The sequence below is a fragment of the [Clostridium] ultunense DSM 10521 genome (assembly GCF_000511955.1).
GTDB classification, from domain to species: domain Bacteria; phylum Bacillota; class Clostridia; order Tissierellales; family Tepidimicrobiaceae; genus Schnuerera; species Schnuerera ultunensis.
Window position 1 is genome coordinate 348,477 of record NZ_AZSU01000002.1, and the last position, 18,459, is coordinate 366,935.

Sequence of the window (18,459 nt, forward strand, 5' to 3'; positions counted from 1 at the left end):
AGTATATCAAAAGAAAATGGGACAAGAGAACTGTCCCCAATGTCCCAATGGCTATTGTCATTCTGAACGAAGTGAAGAATCTTAAAAGAGATCCTTCAATGGTGAGTCTAATACTTACAGTCTCAGGATGACAGGGGAATGTCAATTATCATACATTAAATAGAAAGGGGGATGGGATTGGAAACTAAATATCTAAAGATGTCTATGGAGTATAGAAATTTAATCGACATACTTATGAGTGATAAGGATTATGCAGATATTGTTCTATATGATGGAGAAATTGTAAATGTTATCACCAGGGAAATTTATAGAGGGGATATTGCCATAAAAGAAAAATATATTTTATTAGTAGGGGATTGTAAGGATTTAATTGGGCCAGATACTTTAGTTATAGATGTAAAGGGCAAATATTTATCTCCTGGCTTCATTGATTCCCATATGCATTTTGAATCCAGTATGCTTACGGTAACAGAGTTTTCTAGATTATCTATTCCTTCTGGGACTACTACCTTAATTGCGGATCCCCATGAAATAGGGAATGCATTAGGACCAGTTGGGATGAAGGCTATGGCCGATGAGATAGACTCGGTCCCTAACAAAGTACATCTTGTAGTTCCAGCATTAACCCCAGATTGTCCTGATTTGGAAACTGCAGGCTATGATACTAGTTCTAAGGATATGGAGGATTTACTGAATTATAAACATATTATTGGAATAGGAGAATTGCAAGGTTTTAGCAATGCAAAACATGTTTATAGAAATACTCCAGAGATAATTACAGATCTGCTGGCTTCCACTATATACGCTAAATCTAAGAATATGGTGGTAGATGGGAATGCACCTGAGCTATTTGGTGCTGAGTTAGCAGCCCATATAATATCCACTGGAGGAAAATGTTCTTGCCATGAAACTACTACTAAAGAAGAAGCAGTAGAAAAACTGCGGCAAGGAGTCTACCTATTTATGAGGGAAGGCTCTACCCAGAGGAATATGGCTGAATGTATTAGGGCAGTTACAGAAGAAAAAATGGATTCTAGAAGATGTATTTTAGCTACAGATGATATGGTAGCAGCTGATTTAGAGACTATAGGCCATATGAATGAAATTGTAAGAAGAACTATAAAAGAAGGAGTAAACCCTGTAGAGGCTATTCAGATGGTTACCATAAATCCAGCTACCTATTTTGGATTAGATGATGTTGGAGTGTTGGCTCCTGGCAAGATTGCAGATATAGCCATTATAGATGATTTAGAAGAGATGGTAGTAGAAGGGGTTTTCATAGATGGAAAGTTGGTAGCTTCGAAAGGAGAATTATTGATAGATTTACCTACCTATACCTATCCGGAACAGGTGAAAAACTCTGTTAAAATTGGACCTATTTCTGAAAAAGATTTAGAAATAAGAGCAGAGGGAAGTACAGCAAAGGTACGATGTATAGAGGTTATTCCAGATCAAAACTTAACAGGGAAATTAGAAGAGACGGTAAAGGTATATAACGGAGTAGCTGAACCAGATGTATCGATGGATACATTGCAAATAGCTTGTATAGAAAGGTATGGTAGAACAGGCAATATTGGCAAGGCATTTGTAAAGGGCTTTGGAATGAGAAATGGGGCCTTTGCCGAGTCAGTAGCCCATGATACCCATAATATAATTGTGGTAGGTACTAATATTGGAGATATGACTTTGGCTGTAAATAGAGTCATAGAACTAGGTGGAGGTATTGCAATAGCCAATAAGGGAAGGATATTATCTGATATGAGGCTGGCAGTAGGTGGATTGATTACTGACGAATTAGATGGACATGAAGTAAGTAGTAAAATTGCAGAATTGGAAAGGATAGTAAAAGAAGATTTAGGATGTAAAATCCATGCACCATTTATGCATCTATCCTTCTTAGCCTTATCCACATCACCAACATGGAAAATCACTGACAAAGGCCTAATAGATGTGAACAACTTTAAAATTCTTCCACCAATAGTTTAATCAATTCACAATGCACGATGCACAATTGTAAGGACGATTGACAATTAATGAGATGTCATCCTGAGGGAAGCGAAGGATCTAGACCCAAAAGCTAGACCCTAATAATTGTGAATTGAAGTGGAAAGGGGGATAGTAGATTATTGCCATTATTACAAATTAAAGGGGGATGGTTATGCCAACTAAAACTGTGAGTAATGTAGGTTTTTTTGAAAGACAGTTTAAACTTAGTGAACATAATACGGATGTAAAGACGGAAATTTTAGCGGGTATTACAACTTTTATGACTATGGCCTATATTTTAATCGTAAATCCTAATATGTTAGCAGAAACGGGAATGGATTGGGGGGGAGTATTTACAGCCACGGCCGTATCATCTATAATTGCTACCCTTATAATGGCCTTTTTAGCCAATTATCCTTTTGCATTAGCTCCTGGTATGGGACTTAACGCTTTCTTTACCTATTCAGTAGTATTTGGAATGAGTAAATCCTGGCAGTTTGCTTTAACTGCAGTATTTATTGAGGGGATTATATTTATCATATTATCTCTATTTAAAGTTAGGGAGGCTATATTCGATGCTATTCCGATGAATTTGAAAAAGGCAGTATCAGTAGGTATAGGGTTGTTTATTGCACTAATAGGTTTTGTTAATGCAGGTATAGTAGTAGCTGAAGGTGGGACTATAGTTAGCTTAGGAATTTTAACGGATAGAGGGCCTTTATTAGCTTTAATTGGCTTATTAATAATGGGAGTATTATTGGCTAAAAATGTTAAAGGAGCTTTATTAATTGGTATCATTGCAGCTACCCTAATTGGTATTCCTATGGGGATTACACCTCTTCCAGAGGGGGTATTTAAAGCGCCTCCATCGGTAAGTCAAGTAGCTTTCCAATTTGAATGGTCTAATATATTTACATGGGAAATGTTAATAGTAGTCTTCACCTTCTTATTTGTAGATGTATTCGATACAGTAGGAACTTTAGTAGGAGTAGCCTCTAAGGCAGATATGTTAGACGAAGAAGGTAAACTTCCAAGGGTTAGTCAGGCTTTATTTGCCGATGCAGTAGGTACAGTGGCGGGGGCTTGTTTAGGAACTAGTACGGTGACTACATATGTAGAATCAGCCTCTGGAGTAGCCGATGGTGGTAGAACTGGTCTTACTGCCTTATCTACAGCTGCAATGTTTTTCTTAGCCCTATTCTTCTCTCCAATTTTCGGTATGATTCCAGGGCAGGCTACAGCACCGGCTCTAATTATTGTTGGACTTTTTATGATGAGCCCAATAAGGGATATTGATTTAGAGGATTTTACAGAAGCCATACCAGCATTTTTAACCATAGTAATGATGCCCTTTGCCTATAGTATTGCAGAAGGTATAGTCTTTGGTATGGTTTCCTATGTACTGTTAAAATTGATAACTGGCAAACATAAGGATATTTCATTAGTAATGTATATACTAGCAGTTCTATTCATACTAAAAAATATACTTCCTTTGATTTTTAATTAACATAAACTAAGGCTGCCTTCCAAAGGGAGGTGGCCTTTTTCACAAAGTTTTATGGAAGGAGGTCATAAAAAGATGCAAGCTTATAGAGGTAAAACCATAGAAGAAGTCATCCAATTATTAGCTAAATATAAGGGAAAGGTTATCGCTGGAGGTACGGATTTAATTATTGATTTGAGAAATGGAAAATTAACCTCAGATACATTGATAGATATATCTAGTATTGAAGAATTAAGAAGAGTTGAGGAATATGATGAGACAATAAATATAGGTGCTGCAACTACCTTTACCCAGATAATAGAAAATCCCTTATTTCAGGAAAACCTATATGGATTGAAGAGGGCCTGTAATACAGTTGGTTCTCCTCAGATAAGGAATAAAGGTACTATAGGTGGAAATATTGCCAACGGCTCTCCTGCTGCCGATTCCATACCTCCCCTTCTCTGTTTGGACAGTATCATAGTTCTAGAAAGTATAAAGGGGAAAAGGGAAATAGGTCTAGAGGATTACTATAAAGATAATATTTCCATTAAAGAGGATGAGCTCATAATCTCTGTCCAATTTAAAAAACCTGATAAAGGTCAGATACTATCCTTTGCTAAATTAGGCCTTAGGAAGGCTTTAGCCATATCTAGATTGTCCATTGCTACTTTATTGGAATTGGATGAGAATAATAAAGTGAAAACCATAAAAATAGCTAGTGGTTCTTTGGGAAGGTATCCTATGAGGGAACCTATAGTAGAAGAATTTTTATTAGGAAGGGAATTAACAGTAGATGTAACGGATAAGGCAGTAAAAGTACTACAGCAGGTTATGGGTGAAAGATTAGGGGGAAGGTCAACTTTACCTTATAAGAGAATAGCCGTAGAGAGGATATTCAAGGAGGCTTTAGGCGATGGACTCAAAAGGCTAAAGGGGGTAGAGATATGGTAGAGATTAAATTAAAGGTAAATGGCAAAAGTTATATCTTAGAAATAGAAGAGGATATGAGGTTATTAGACTTGCTTCGGGAGAAATTAGGTCTCTTAGGAGTGAAGGAAGGTTGTAGTGAAGGAGAATGTGGGGCTTGTACTGTAATAATGGATGGGAAAGTAGTAAATTCTTGCCTGGTAATGGCTTTCCAAGCTGAAGGTAGTAGCATTACTACTATAGAAGGTCTTGAAAAAGAAGGAGAAATCCACCCTATACAACAGGCCTTCATAGAAGTAGGAGCAGTCCAATGTGGATATTGTACACCAGGAATGATCCTTTCTGCTAAGGCCTTACTCGATAAGAATCCTAATCCTACTGAAGAGGAGATTAGAGAAGGCATATCAGGTAATCTATGTAGATGCACTGGATACAATAAGATTATCCAAGCTGTGGAGAAAGGGAAGGGGGTGTAGCTATGAACCTGGATATAGTAGGTAGGAATATTTTAAGGATAGATGCCTTAAGCAAGGTCACTGGTAAGGCCTTATATCCTGAGGATATATTTATGGATAATATGGTCTATGGTAAAACCTTAAGGTCTAAAGTACCCCATGCCTATATTAGGATAGATACGGGAAAAGCGGAAAAAATAGATGGAGTAATTAAAGTTTTGACCCATAAGGATGTACCCAATAATGAACATGGGGTAATATTTAAAGATCATGAGGTATTCTGTAGTGAAAAGGTGCGGAGGATTGGAGATCCAATAGCTTTTGTAGTTGCCAAGAATAAAAAAATATGCGAATTAGCATTGAAGGAAATCCTTATAGAATATGAGGAAATAGAAGAGGTTTTTTGTCCAATAAAAGCTATGAAGGAGGATTCGCCTAAGGTACATGGAGATACTAATATAGTATACCATTATAAGATTAGAAAAGGTGATGTGGAAGAAGGTTTTAAAAATAGTTATGCCATTGCAGAAAATATTTATAGAACCCATATGGTAGACCATGCTTTTTTACAACCTGAAGCAGGGATATCTTTTATAGATGAGGAAGGTAGGGTTACCGTAATGGTAGCTACCCAATACCCCCATTATGATAGGGAGGAAATAGCCTCTGCACTGGAATTATCGGAAGAAAAGGTAAGAATAATCAATACCAATATAGGAGGGGCCTTTGGTGGTAGAGAAGATATTAGCCTTCAAATCCATTTAGCCTTAGCAGCAAAAGTTTTAAATAGACCAATAAAAGCTATATATTCTAGGGAAGAATCTTTTATTGCCCATGCTAAAAGGCATTCTATGATAATGAAATATAAAACAGGAGCAGATAGAGATGGAAAACTATTAGCTATGGAAGCAGAAATAGTTGGGGACACAGGGGCTTATGCTTCATGGGCTACTAATGTTTTAAGAAAATCAGGGGTTCATGCAACAGGTCCCTATTTTATTCCTAATGTAAAGGTAGATAGTATTGCAGTCTATACCAACAATCCCTTTGCAGGGGCCATGAGGGGGTTTGGTGCTACTCAAGTGCCCATAGCTCATGAACAACAGATGGATATTTTAGCAGAAAAACTAGGAATAGATCCAATAGCCATTAGGATGAAAAATATATTTAAACAGGGATCTATTACTGCTACTGGTCAGGTGCTAACTGATAGTGTGCCCTTAGATAGATGTATAGAAAAAGTGGCAGAGAAAATAGACTTTTCCCTTGAGAGAGAGGAGGCCTATTGATGAAGAAAAGAGGAAGGGGAATAGGATTATCTTTTTATGGAACTGGATATGGAAATGGATTTCCCGATGCATCTAAAGCAAAAGTAAAACTCCTTAAAGATGGTAAGGTTGGTATATATGTGGGGGGAACTGAGGTAGGTCAGGGAGCTAAAACCGTTCTTTCTCAAATTGGATCAGAAACTTTAAAATTGCCTCTAGATAAAATAATATTTATTTCCGAAGACACTAGCCTAATGCCTGACTCAGGTACAGCAGCTGCCAGTCGCCAAACCTATAATACGGGAAATGCTATAAAGATAGCCTGTGAGAATTTTAAAAATAGATTGAGGGAAGCAGCTAGGGAGCAGTTAAAATTAAATGCAATCCATGGATTAACTGTGGAAAAGGGAGAAATATATTTAGAGTTTTTTCCTCAAAAAAGAATTTCCTTTAAAGAATTGTCCAAAATCTATGGTGATGATAATATAGAAGCAGAAGGCGAGTTCATTGCTCAAACGATAGAGATGGATCCGGAAACTGGGCAAGGAGCTCCTTATTGGCCTTATACTTTCAATGCCTGTGGAGTAGAGCTAGAAGTGGATACTATTACTGGATTAGTTGAAATAGAAAGGGCAGTTTTTGCTCAAGATGTAGGAAGAGCGATTAATCCCCATCTAGTAGAAGGACAAATGGATGGAGGTTTTGCCATGGCTTTAGGTTATGTTTTATTTGAAGATTTAAAACTGGAAAAGGGTAAAATATATAATAATAAGTTTTCAAAATATTTAATACCAACGGCCATGGATATGATTCAGATAGAAAATATAATAGTAGAAGAACCAGAGTATACAGCTCCCTTTGGTGCTAAAGGTATAGGAGAACCAGTGATGATACCTGTAGGGCCTGCCATATTAAATGCTATTTATGATGCCATAGGGGTAAGGATTACTGAACTGCCTGTTACCCCCGAAAGGTTAATTAAGGCCATAGAAGAGGATGGAAAGAAGAAAGAGGAGATATAGATGGAAAGAATTATAAAGATTGCTAAAGGAGAAATAAAAGCAGAATTGGTATTAAAGAATGCCAATATAATCAATGTATTCACTAATGAAATAATTAAAGGTGATATAGCTATTGAAAGAGGAAAGATAATAGGCATTGGTGAATATGAAGGCATAGAAGAGATGGATTTAGAAGGAAAATATCTATCTCCTGGATTCATAGATTCCCATGTCCATATTGAATCCTCTATGGTAACTCCTGGTCAATTTGCAAAGGCTATTTTACCAAGGGGAGTCACTGCTGTAGTTACCGATCCTCATGAGATAGCTAATGTAAAGGGAATTGAGGGAATAAAATATATGCTAGATGAAAGCCAAGACCTACCTTTAGATGTATATGTAATGTTGCCTAGCTGTGTTCCTTCAACTCCCTTTGAAAATGCAGGAGCTGTACTTGAAGCAGAGGATTTAGAGAAATTGATGAATGAAGAAAGGGTTTTAGGCCTAGGAGAGATGATGAATTATCCAGGAGTTATAGGGGGAGATGAAAAGGTACTAAAGAAACTGGATTTATTTCAAGATAAGGTTATAGATGGTCATGGACCTCTTATTACAGCCAAAGAATTAAATGCCTATGTAGCTGCAGGAGTAAAAACGGAACATGAATGTTCTACAAAGGAAGAGATGATAGAAAGACTTAGGCTAGGGATGTACATCCATATTAGAGAAGGCTCTGCAGCTAGGAATTTGAAAGAATTGATTAAGGTAGTGGATAAAGATAATTTAAGAAGATGTTTATTTTGTACTGATGATAAACATCCTGGGGATCTATTAGTAGATGGGAGTATTGATCATAATATAAGACTAGCTATAAAAGAGGGAATAGACCCTATAGATTGTATTAAGATGGCTTCCTTAAATCCAGCAGAAGCTTATGGATTAAAAAGTAAAGGCGCTATAGCTCCTGGATATAAGGCGGATTTAGCAGTTATAGATAACCTAGAGGATTTTAATGTAATAAGGGTATTTAAGGAAGGTAAATTGGTAGCAGAAAACCATAAACCTTTATTCCAAATTCCAAGTAGGGATAATAGTTCTATGAAGAATACGGTAAATATTAAAAGAGTCGAAATAGAGAGTTTAAGAATTCCAATTAAAGGCGAAAAGGTAAATGTAATAAAGTTACTCCCTCATAGTTTGATTACAGAAAAGGTAGTAAAGGATGTAAAGGATATGGTAGTGGAAGATGGTGCCTTTATAAGGGGAGACAATATATTAAAGGTAGCAGTAATTGAACGACATAATAGGACGGGAAATATTGGTTTAGCTTTAGTAGAGGATTTTGGTTTAGAAAATGGAGCTATAGCCTCTACCGTAGCCCATGATTCCCATAATATAATAGTAATTGGAGACAATGATGGGGATATGCTCTTAGCTATAGAAGAACTGGAAAGGGTTGGAGGAGGGCTAACCATGGTATCGGAAGGGAAAGTGCTGGATACCTTAGCTTTAACTATTGCTGGCCTTATGTCAGAGGAACCTTTAGAACAGGTGGATAGAAAATTAAATAAGATGTTGGAAATTGCCTACGGGAAACTAAAGGTAAATGAAAACCTAGACCCCTTTATGACTTTATCTTTCATAGCATTACCTGTAATTCCAGATATTAAGGTAACGGATTTAGGTTTATTCCATGTAGGGGAATTTAAATTCATAAACCTAACTGAATAAGTTCCCCCACCGGTGCCAGGCACCGGAAAAGGAACTTATTTGTAATATAATTGTAATGTAAGGGGAGGTGGTGAGAATGCGCATATATGAGAGTTTAGGGTTGGATATTTACAAAAGAGAAATATTATCATTAATAGGTGGTGGTGGAAAGACTACCACCATTTTTGCATTGGGAGAGGAATTAAAAGGGCTTAATAAAAAGGTACTTATTACAACTACAACGGCAATCTATAATCCGGAGAAGGATTACGATCATTATTTTTTAAGGGAAATAGAAGATTTTAATCCAAGGGAAGGGGGTATTACCATATTCGGGGATAGGGTGGAAAAAGGAAAGTTAAAAGGGGTGCCTCTTTCTAAATTTAAAGAGATTATAAATAGAGAATTATTCGATTTTGTATTAATAGAAGCCGATGGGGCTAAGGGGAAACCAATAAAAGGGCATGCCCCCCATGAACCAGTAATACCTAAAAATACCACTAAGACCATAGGAATAATTGGATTAGATTCTTTAGGAAAGAAAATAGGAGATATAGTTCATAGACCAGAGATATTTACAAATATTACAAATACAAGATATTCTGATATAATAGACGAAGAAATTATAATTAGATATATTTTAGATCCAGAAGGTCTATTTAAAGTAACTCAAGGCAAAAGAATCCTTCTATTAAATAAGGCCTATAATGAAAAAACTATATTAAAGGGAAGTAGAATAAGGCGAATTTTATTAGCTAACGGTTTTAAGGATACTGTCCTGGTTACTGATATTAAAAGAAAAAAATTTTACTAGGAGAATGAATATGATTGGTGGAATTATAATGGCTTCAGGTTTTTCAAAACGGATGGGAGAAGATAAGCTTTTAATGGAAATAGATGGAGTTAAAATGGTGGAAAGGGTTATTCGAAGTTGCAAAGACTCCTCTTTAGATGAAATAATATTAGTATATAGAAGAAAAGAGGTAAGAAAGATAGGAAAAAAATATTCTATTAAAACCATATATAATCCTAATGCCTATTTAGGTCAATCGGAGAGTATGAAATTAGGGATAAAGGCAATTAAAGATTGCCAAGCCTATATGTTTTTAATGGGGGATCAGCCTTTTATTACGAAGAGGTTAATTGATAGATTGATTGAGGAATATAAAAATGATAAATCTACCATTATTGTTCCTTATTATAATGGTAGAAATGGAACGCCTACCATTTTTTCTTCCAAATTTAAAGATGATTTGTTACAGGTAGAAGGGGATAAAGGTGGAAGGGATATTATAAGGAGAAATGTATCTTCTGTAAAGAAGGTTATAATAGATGATGGGAAATTGGGGTTGGATGTGGATACACCTATAGACTTCAAAGGAGTGATATCATGACTTCGTTATTACAGGAAATTAAGGAAGACGTTATTAAGTATGCTGAAGTAATATCTAATGTAATAAAGGTAGATGTTGAAATAGTAGATGAAGGCATGAGAAGAATTGCTGGAACCGGGATATTTAAGGACCAGATAGATGCGGTAAATAAGGGTTCTGTATATAGAAAGGTAATAGAGGCAGGAAAACCTCAAATAATTGAAAATCCTAGAGAACATGAACTTTGTAGGGATTGTGTTGAAAAGGATAGCTGTATAGAGAAATTGGAAATATCAACTCCCCTTGTCTATGAGGAAGAAATTATAGGGGTAATAGGTTTAGTTTGTTCTACCGATGAACAAAAACAACTTATTTTAGAAAATATAGACTCCCAAATGCAATTTTTGCATCAAATAGGAGATTTTATATCTTCTAAGGTATATCAGCATAATGAGACAAAAATGCAGATTGAAAGGGCTCAGGTACTAAGGAAAATATTAAATAATGTAGATAAAGGTGTGCTGGTATTAGACTCAGATGATAAAATAACTATGGTCAATAATAATGCAATGAGAGAATTAAAACTATATTCTACTGAATTGGAGAAAAGAGTAAAGTTGATAGATAAATATGAATATATAATGGGAGGGGAGCTTTACGAATTAAAGGTAGATAGAAAAAGTTTCTATTTAGTAGGAAATATTATACCTATCCACTCCATATCTAAGGAATATGCAAAAGTATTTATATTCAATAATATGAATAAGATAAACTCGGATATCTATAAGATAACCACTAGCGAAAAGAGGATAACCTTAGATTCTATAATTGGGGAATCTAAAGTTATGAAAGTATTAAAGGAAAAGATAAAAAGAATTGCCTCCACCCAATCCACAGTATTAATAACGGGAGAAAGTGGGACGGGAAAGGAATTAGTAGCAAGAGCAATCCACGATTTAAGCGATAGAAGGCATAAGCCATTTGTTGCTGTAAATTGTAGTGCTATGCCAGAAGCTTTAATGGAATCAGAGTTATTTGGTTATGTAAAGGGAGCTTTTACAGGAGCAAATCCTAATGGTAAAATAGGTAAATTCGAGCTTGCCAATGGAGGAGTTATATTATTAGACGAAATAGGAGATATGCCCCTATATATGCAGGTCAAACTTTTACGGGTTCTGCAAGAAAGGACTGTAACCAGGATAGGATCTAATCAACCTATTGATTTAGATATTAGAGTTATAGCCGCTACTAACTTAGACTTGGAACAAAGGATTAAAGAGAATAAATTTAGAGAGGATTTATATTATAGATTGAATGTAATCCCCATAGAAGTTCCTTCCTTAAGGGAAAGGGATGGGGATATAGAATTAATTATAAATATGTTAATCGACAAATATAATATCTTATTTGATAAATATATTCATGGTATTGAAGATGAGTGTAAAGAGATACTATTAGATTATTCCTGGCCTGGCAATGTAAGAGAGCTTCAAAATACTATTGAATATATGATAAATATAGCTAGTGATATAGGTATGTTGACAAAAGATATGTTACCAGAAAGCATTTTAAATAGTGTAGATATGAATTATTACGGAGATGAAATTGAAATTAAACCACTAAAGGAAGTAGAACAGGAATATATAAAAAGAGCTCTTAGCATATATGGAAATAGTACAGAAGGAAAGAAATTAGCAGCAGAGAAATTAGGTATTGGTGTAGCTACTCTATATAGAAAGATTAAAGAATAATTATCAAAATGATAATAAGCATATAAAAGTTTGTTAAACGCCTAACATATTAAGGGGTGGGGATTATCAAAATGATAAAATCTATTATCGTTTTGATAATTATGCTTTTTAATATTGATAACAATAGATTTATAAGTACTTGTAAAAATAAAAAAATATAATATTGGAATTAGCTACAATGGTTGTAAATACCGACCTTAAGAATTTATTCTCGACAGGTGCTTTTAATTTTGATATTTATAATTTTAATAAAAGTATAGATAAGGAATTGCTGAGGGTCTTCAGCAATTTTTTTGTTAAAAATTTAATTATCAAAAAACCAATGGAAATGTTGAATTTTACACATTCAATGGAGAAATAAATAAAATTAACTTTAATAAAACGTAAGATTGGCATATAAATTGCAACTATATAAATATGAAAACAATAGTGAATGAAGGGAGAAATGTAGATGAATGATGCTATATCAATAAAGGAAAAAGCATTTTCAGAAAATAATATTATTAAATGGAAGGAAAATCAACTTTCTAAAACGGATGTAGAAGGGTGTATAAAAATATTAAATAAAGATGAAATAAATAAAGCTAGAACTTTCCATGAAAGTTTTGACCAATATTCAAAAACACCTTTACAAAATTTAAAGAAACTAGCAGAACATATTGGAGTTGGGGGAGTTTATTTAAAGGATGAATCTTATCGTTTTGGATTAAATGCCTTCAAGGTTTTAGGTGGTTCTTTTGCTATAGCTAAATATATGGCTAAAAAGCTTGGTAAAGATGTTTCGGAACTAGGATATGAAACACTGATATCTAATGAAACTAGAGAAAAGCTAGGAGATATGGTATTTGTGACTGCTACTGACGGCAACCATGGGCGTGGAGTAGCTTGGACGGCTAATCAACTGAAGCAAAAATCTGTAGTATATATGCCAAAAGGTTCTTCGGGGGCAAGGGTGGAAAACATTAGAAAAGAAGGAGCAGAAGTTACAGTTCAGGATATGAACTACGATGATTGCGTTAGATTGGCAGCAAAATATGCTGAAGAAAATAATGGAGTAGTAATACAAGATACAGCTTGGGAAGGATACGAAGACATTCCCACATGGATTATGCAAGGATATGGCACTATGGCTTTGGAAGCAATAGAACAATTAGAGGAATTAGGAGTATATAAACCTACACATATTTTTATTCAGGCTGGAGTAGGTTCATTAGCAGCGGCAGTTCAAGGAGTTTTTGCAAATATTTATGGGAAAGATTGTCCTACTACAACCATAGTTGAAGCAGATATTGCAGATTGCTTTTATAGATCAGCAGTAGCAGGAGATGGAAAAGCAGTAGCAGTTGGGGGAGATTTACAAACTATAATGGCTGGATTGGCTTGTGGAGAAGCAAATACAATAGGATGGGAGATCCTTAAAAATCATAGTTCAATGTTTGTATCCTGTCCTGACTGGGTTGCAGCTAATGGTATGAGAATATTAGGGAATCCATTGAAAAATGATCCTCATGTAATTTCAGGAGAATCAGGGGCTGTAACTACTGGTTTATTGGTAGAAATAATGAAGAATGATGAATACAAAGAATTAAGAGAAAAGCTAAATCTTAATAAGGATTCTAAAATATTATTATTTAGCACAGAAGGAGATACAGACCCAGATAAATATAGAAGCATTGTATGGCTGGGAGAATGTACAAAATAAGAATGTTTAAAAAGTGGAGGATGAGAGGATGTTAACTGAAGTAAGAAAAGAAAAATTAGTTAAACTATGCCAAGAACTAATAAGAAATCCTAGTGTTTCCGGTCAGGAAGATAAGGTGGTAGAAGCTATTAAAAAGGTTTTTAAAGAATTTAATTTTGATGAATACTTTGTAGATAGTTACGGAAATATTATAGGTCATATTAAGGGAAAAGGACCAGGTAAGACTATTTTATTTGATGGACATATAGACCATGTACCTGTAACTGATGAGCAAAAATGGAAGTTTGGTCCTTTTTGTGGCGAGATAGCAGAAGGAAGAATATATGGACGTGGTACTTCAGATATGAAAGGTCAAGTTAGTGCTATGATAACTGCAGCATCTTATTTTGCAGAAGATACTAATAGAAATTTTGATGGAGATATTTACGTAGCTGGAGTAGTCCACGAGGAGATATTTGAAGGAGTAGCTGCAAGGAAGATAAGCGATGCTATTAATCCCGATTATGTAGTAATAGGAGAATCTTCAGAGTTAAATTTAAAAATTGGTCAAAGAGGTAGGGCAGAAATTGTAATAGAAGTATTTGGAAAGCCAGCCCACTCTGCTAATCCTGAGAAAGGTATTAATTCAGTCTATAAAATGGCTAATATAATAAAAAGAATTCAAGAACTAAAACCAATAGTACATGAAGAATTAGGAGAAGGTATTTTAGTGTTAACAGATATTAAATCTTCTCCTTATCCAGGAGCTTCAGTTGTACCAGAGTATTGTAAGGCTACTTTTGATAGGAGATTGTTAGTAGGGGAAACAAAGGAATCTGTGTTGACACCAATAGAGGAGTTATTAGACCAAATGATGAAGGAAGATCCAGAGCTAAATGCTAAGGTTTCCTATGCAATAGGAACTGAAATCTGCTATACAGGCCAAACTATCACTGGAGAAAGGTTTTTCCCAGGCTGGTTGTTTGACAAAGAGGATGAGTTTGTACAAGCTGCATATAAAGGATTGAAAGAAGTCGGTCTTGAACCTGAGGTAACTCATTATTCCTTCTGTACTAATGGAAGCCACTATGCAGGGGAAAAAGGAATAAAAACCATAGGCTTTGGTCCATCTCAAGAAAATCTAGCTCATACAATTAATGAATATATAGAGATAGAGCAATTGGAAAAAGGTGCTAAAGGATATTATGGGATATTGAAATCCGTTTTTAATATCTATTAATTTATAAATTTCCAACATAAGGGTGATCATATGAAGGTAACACTAACTATAAATAATAGTAATAGAACACTGGATGTTAGGCCGGACGAATTTTTGCTTGATACTTTAAGAAGACTTGGGTATTTAAGTGTTCAAAGAGGATGTGATACAAGTTCCTGCGGTTTATGTGCAATATGGGTTGATGATGAGATTGTACTATCTTGCACCTATTTAACAGTACGAGCAACAGGGAAGAGTATAACAACCTTAGAAGGAGTAAGGGATGAAGCTAAGAAATTTACCGACTTTTTAGCTGATGAAGGTGCAGAACAATGTGGATATTGTGCTCCAGGATTTATAATGACGGTACTTGCTATGGAAAAAGAACTGATCAATCCTAGTGAAGAAGAAATATGCCATTATTTAAATGGCAATCTTTGCCGATGTACAGGATACAAGGGACAGATTAGGGCCGTTAAAAAATATTTAGAATCTAAGGTAGCGAGAGGGGAAGGAAGATGGTTACAATAAAGGAATATATTGCACCTAAAACCATAGAAGAAGCTTATGAGCTTCTCATAGCTAGAAAGAATAATTTAATATTAGGTGGATGCGGATTTATAAAAATAGGTTCTAGAAATATTAATACAGCTATAGATTTATGTAATCTGTCCTTAGACTATATTGTTGAAAATGAAGAAGAGATTTTAATTGGTGCAGATACCACTTTGAGGCAATTAGAAATTAATAATATCATTAAAAATCATTGTGGAGGGGCAATTAGTCAAGGAGTTTCTTATATTGTAGGAGTACAGTTTAGAAATATGGCTAGGGTTGGAGCCAGTGTATTTTCTAGATATGGGTTTTCCGATTTATTGCCATCTTTATTGGTATTAGATGCAAAAGTAAGACTTTATAAAGGTGGAGTTATGGATTTGAAAGATTTTTTAGAGAAAAAATATGAGAAAGATATATTATTGGAAGTAATATTACCTAAAAAGGACGGTATAGCTGTATACGATTGTTTAAGAAAATCTTCTGGAGATTTGCCTATTATAAATGGAGCAATGTTCAAAGGAAATAATTGCGAATATGTAATTGCTATAGGTTCTCGACCTCAAAGAGCAAAATTAGCTGAAAAATCTATGGAAGCTTTAGAATATGGTGCAAGTATAGATAAAGTTGCAGATATGGTGGTTGATGAATTACATTTTGGAACTAATATGAGAGGAAGTAGAGAATATAGAGAAGAGATGTGCAAAGTATTGATAAAAAGAATGCATGATAAGGTTGGTGGTTATCATGATAGGTAAAGGAATAAGGAAAGTAGATAGTGAGTCCATATTAAGTGGACAACCAATATATACAGATGATTTAGTTTTTCATAAAGATGTTTTAATAATTAAACTTTTAAGAAGTCCCCATGCTTTTGCTAGGATTAAGAATATTAATATTGATAGGGCTAAAAAGGTAGAGGGGATTGTAGAAATATACACCTATAAAGATGTTCCTCAAGTTAGATACTCTGAATCAGGAGAATCTTATCCTGATCCTACACCTTATGACAGAATGTTATTGGAACCTATTGTAAGATATGTGGGAGATGAGGTTGCCATTATAGTTGGAGAAGATGAGGTAGCTGTTGAAAAGGCAATGAAATTAGTAAAAGTAGAATATGAAGTACTTGAGCCAGTATTAGACTTAATTAAGGCAGAAGGACATAGCTCTATCATACATCCAGAGGATGATATATTTTGTCCCTTTGATTTTGGATTTAATGGGAAAAAGAATATTGTTTCAAGATTTAAATTAGGCAAAGGGGATGTGGAAGAAGAATTTAAAAACTGTGACCTTGTAATAGAGAGAACTTACCATACTCAGGCACAAGCTCATTGTATGATGGAAACTCATAGGGCATATTCCTATATAGATGCAAATGGGAGAATTGTTGTAATATCTTCTAATCAATCAGCCTACCACATGAGAAGACAAACTGCTAAAGCTATTGGTCTACCTGTATCAAAGTTGAGGTTTATAAAACCAAGGATAGGTGGAGGTTTTGGAGGTAAAAATGTAGCGTTAGCTGAACCTTATGTAGCTTTTGTTACATGGAAAACAAAAAGACCATCTAAACTTATATATACAAGGAAAGAAACTTTTGCAGCCTCTACAAGTAGACATGAAATGAAATTTGATGTAAAAATTGGTTCGGATTTAGAAGGAAATATTAAAGCTATAGATATTAATTCCATAAACAACACAGGAGCTTATGGTGCTAATGGAACTGTAGTAACTATGGAAGCTGCACAAAATGTATTGCCTGTATATAATAAAGTACCAGCAATAAGGTATAGAGGAAAAACAGTTTATACCAATATAGTTTCAGCTGGACCTCTTAGAGGTTATGGTGCAACTCAAGGGACTTTTATTACTGATACAGCTATAAATGAACTTAGTAGTAAACTTGGAATAGAGCCTGTGGAAATTAAACTTAATAATACAATACGAAAAGGAGCTGAAGGTGGGATATTAAAAAATCCTATTAAAAGTCTCAATGTAGAAAAATGTATTGAGAGAGGTAAAGAATTAATAGGTTGGGATGAAAAATATCCTAACAAGGAAATTAACTCTACTAAAGTAAGAGCTGTTGGCATGAGTATAGCTATTCATGGCTCTGGAATTGCTAATATAGATTCCGCTACAGTAATTGTCCAAATGGTAGAAGATGGAACATATATATTATTAACTGGTTCATCGGATTTAGGCACTGGTTCCGATACAGTTCTAGCACAAATTACAGCTGAATCATTGAATACGAATATGGATAGAATTACAGTTTATTCAGGGGATACTGATGCATGCCCTTATGATACTGGTGCCTATGCTTCTTGTACTACTTATTTAACAGGGAATGCAATTGTGAGAGCTTGTGCAGAGTTGAAAGATAAAATATTAAAGATTGCAGAAGCAAAACTTAATATTCCAGCATTATTTTTAGAATTAAAAGAAGATAGGGTATGCCATAAAGAAGATGAAAGCATATATGTGTTTTTGAGCATATTAGGACAAGAATCTGTACTAGGACCAGATAGTGAAGTATTAATGGCCAATGCAACCTTTGGAATGCCAGAAAGTCCAAGACCTTTTATTGCTGGTTTTGTTGAAATAGAGTTAGATAAAAGTACAGGAGAAGTTAAGGTTATTAACTATGTTGCCGTTGTTGACTGTGGAACGGTTATAAATCCTAATTTGGCAAGAATTCAAGTAGAGGGTGGAATAACCCAAGGAATAGGTTTAGCCTTATATGAAGATGTAAAATATTCTGATAGTGGAAGGTTGTTGACAGATAGTTTTATTCAGTATAATGTTCCTTCCAAAAAAGACATAGGTGATATTATAGTAGAATTTCAACCAGACTATGAACCAACGGGACCTTTTGGAGCAAAATCCATTGGTGAAGTAGTAATACACACTCCACCTCCAGCCATAGCTAATGCAGTTTATAATGCTGTAGGAGTATATATAAGAGATTTACCTATAACTTCTGAAAAGGTTTATATGGCCATGAAAGAATCAAAAGACAATAAGGATTAGGAGGTAAA

At 34.8% G+C, this 18,459-nt stretch carries 15 protein-coding genes; all 15 read left to right on the plus strand.

The window, feature by feature from the left end; genetic code table 11:
• Positions 1–171 precede the first annotated feature (171 nt).
• The 15 genes from ade (CUL_RS0104530) (at position 172) to CUL_RS0104605 (ending at position 18,451) form a co-directional block, all read left to right on the plus strand.
• Complete coding sequence (gene ade / locus CUL_RS0104530; protein ID WP_201767844.1) at positions 172–1,986, plus strand: adenine deaminase; 1,815 nt, start codon at positions 172–174, stop codon at positions 1,984–1,986.
• A gap of 172 nt (positions 1,987–2,158) precedes the next feature.
• A complete protein-coding gene (locus CUL_RS0104535) occupies positions 2,159–3,493 on the plus strand; it encodes an NCS2 family permease (protein WP_025640637.1) in 1,335 nt (444 codons plus the stop codon).
• Between the two features lie 72 nt (positions 3,494–3,565).
• On the plus strand, positions 3,566–4,423 hold the full coding sequence (locus CUL_RS0104540; protein ID WP_025640638.1) for an FAD binding domain-containing protein: 858 nt from the start codon (positions 3,566–3,568) through the stop codon (positions 4,421–4,423).
• Positions 4,417–4,875 (plus strand): (2Fe-2S)-binding protein, encoded by a 459-nt coding sequence (locus CUL_RS0104545; RefSeq protein WP_005585033.1) that lies wholly within the window; start codon positions 4,417–4,419, stop codon positions 4,873–4,875. Before CUL_RS0104540 ends, CUL_RS0104545 begins: the two co-directional genes overlap by 7 nt.
• A 2-nt stretch (positions 4,876–4,877) precedes the next feature.
• The gene (locus CUL_RS19870) at positions 4,878–6,143 is read left to right on the plus strand and encodes a xanthine dehydrogenase family protein molybdopterin-binding subunit (protein WP_025640639.1); all 1,266 of its coding nucleotides are present in this window, start codon (positions 4,878–4,880) and stop codon (positions 6,141–6,143) included.
• On the plus strand, positions 6,143–7,144 hold the full coding sequence (locus tag CUL_RS19875; RefSeq protein WP_025640640.1) for a xanthine dehydrogenase family protein molybdopterin-binding subunit: 1,002 nt from the start codon (positions 6,143–6,145) through the stop codon (positions 7,142–7,144). The genes CUL_RS19870 and CUL_RS19875 overlap by 1 nt, the downstream gene beginning before the upstream one ends.
• Positions 7,145–8,854 (plus strand): adenine deaminase, encoded by a 1,710-nt coding sequence (gene ade, locus CUL_RS0104560; protein ID WP_025640641.1) that lies wholly within the window; start codon positions 7,145–7,147, stop codon positions 8,852–8,854.
• Between the two features lie 76 nt (positions 8,855–8,930).
• Entirely contained in the window at positions 8,931–9,647 is a 717-nt protein-coding gene (gene yqeC / locus CUL_RS0104565; protein WP_025640642.1) for a selenium cofactor biosynthesis protein YqeC, read from the plus strand.
• Positions 9,648–9,657: 10 nt separating this feature from the next.
• Entirely contained in the window at positions 9,658–10,227 is a 570-nt protein-coding gene (locus tag CUL_RS0104570; RefSeq protein WP_025640643.1) for a nucleotidyltransferase family protein, read from the plus strand.
• Positions 10,224–11,957: a sigma-54-dependent Fis family transcriptional regulator gene (locus CUL_RS16665; protein ID WP_035142807.1), complete on the plus strand. Its 1,734-nt coding sequence runs from the start codon at positions 10,224–10,226 to the stop codon at positions 11,955–11,957. The genes CUL_RS0104570 and CUL_RS16665 overlap by 4 nt, the downstream gene beginning before the upstream one ends.
• A 451-nt stretch (positions 11,958–12,408) precedes the next feature.
• Entirely contained in the window at positions 12,409–13,659 is a 1,251-nt protein-coding gene (dpaL, locus tag CUL_RS0104585; protein ID WP_025640645.1) for a diaminopropionate ammonia-lyase, read from the plus strand.
• Between the two features lie 28 nt (positions 13,660–13,687).
• On the plus strand, positions 13,688–14,878 hold the full coding sequence (locus CUL_RS0104590; RefSeq protein ID WP_025640646.1) for a YgeY family selenium metabolism-linked hydrolase: 1,191 nt from the start codon (positions 13,688–13,690) through the stop codon (positions 14,876–14,878).
• A 30-nt stretch (positions 14,879–14,908) separates the two neighbouring features.
• Complete coding sequence (locus CUL_RS0104595) at positions 14,909–15,388, plus strand: (2Fe-2S)-binding protein (RefSeq protein ID WP_025640647.1); 480 nt, start codon at positions 14,909–14,911, stop codon at positions 15,386–15,388.
• Positions 15,376–16,170, plus strand: a complete 795-nt coding sequence (locus CUL_RS0104600) for an FAD binding domain-containing protein (RefSeq protein WP_025640648.1) — start codon at positions 15,376–15,378, stop codon at positions 16,168–16,170. Before CUL_RS0104595 ends, CUL_RS0104600 begins: the two co-directional genes overlap by 13 nt.
• Entirely contained in the window at positions 16,160–18,451 is a 2,292-nt protein-coding gene (locus CUL_RS0104605) for a xanthine dehydrogenase family protein molybdopterin-binding subunit (RefSeq protein WP_025640649.1), read from the plus strand. Before CUL_RS0104600 ends, CUL_RS0104605 begins: the two co-directional genes overlap by 11 nt.
• The last annotated feature ends 8 nt before the right edge of the window (positions 18,452–18,459 follow it).

Excerpts from the sequence above, each read along its gene's own strand:
- ade (WP_201767844.1), top strand. The coding sequence starts at position 172 with ATGGGATTGGAAACTAAATATCTAAAGATGTCTATGGAGTATAGAAAT.
- CUL_RS0104535 (WP_025640637.1), top strand. The coding sequence starts at position 2,159 with ATGCCAACTAAAACTGTGAGTAATGTAGGTTTTTTTGAAAGACAGTTT.
- CUL_RS0104540 (WP_025640638.1), top strand. The coding sequence starts at position 3,566 with ATGCAAGCTTATAGAGGTAAAACCATAGAAGAAGTCATCCAATTATTA.
- CUL_RS0104545 (WP_005585033.1), top strand. The coding sequence starts at position 4,417 with ATGGTAGAGATTAAATTAAAGGTAAATGGCAAAAGTTATATCTTAGAA.
- CUL_RS19870 (WP_025640639.1), top strand. The coding sequence starts at position 4,878 with ATGAACCTGGATATAGTAGGTAGGAATATTTTAAGGATAGATGCCTTA.
- CUL_RS19875 (WP_025640640.1), top strand. The coding sequence starts at position 6,143 with ATGAAGAAAAGAGGAAGGGGAATAGGATTATCTTTTTATGGAACTGGA.
- ade (WP_025640641.1), top strand. The coding sequence starts at position 7,145 with ATGGAAAGAATTATAAAGATTGCTAAAGGAGAAATAAAAGCAGAATTG.
- yqeC (WP_025640642.1), top strand. The coding sequence starts at position 8,931 with ATGCGCATATATGAGAGTTTAGGGTTGGATATTTACAAAAGAGAAATA.
- CUL_RS0104570 (WP_025640643.1), top strand. The coding sequence starts at position 9,658 with ATGATTGGTGGAATTATAATGGCTTCAGGTTTTTCAAAACGGATGGGA.
- CUL_RS16665 (WP_035142807.1), top strand. The coding sequence starts at position 10,224 with ATGACTTCGTTATTACAGGAAATTAAGGAAGACGTTATTAAGTATGCT.
- dpaL (WP_025640645.1), top strand. The coding sequence starts at position 12,409 with ATGAATGATGCTATATCAATAAAGGAAAAAGCATTTTCAGAAAATAAT.
- CUL_RS0104590 (WP_025640646.1), top strand. The coding sequence starts at position 13,688 with ATGTTAACTGAAGTAAGAAAAGAAAAATTAGTTAAACTATGCCAAGAA.
- CUL_RS0104595 (WP_025640647.1), top strand. The coding sequence starts at position 14,909 with ATGAAGGTAACACTAACTATAAATAATAGTAATAGAACACTGGATGTT.
- CUL_RS0104600 (WP_025640648.1), top strand. The coding sequence starts at position 15,376 with ATGGTTACAATAAAGGAATATATTGCACCTAAAACCATAGAAGAAGCT.
- CUL_RS0104605 (WP_025640649.1), top strand. The coding sequence starts at position 16,160 with ATGATAGGTAAAGGAATAAGGAAAGTAGATAGTGAGTCCATATTAAGT.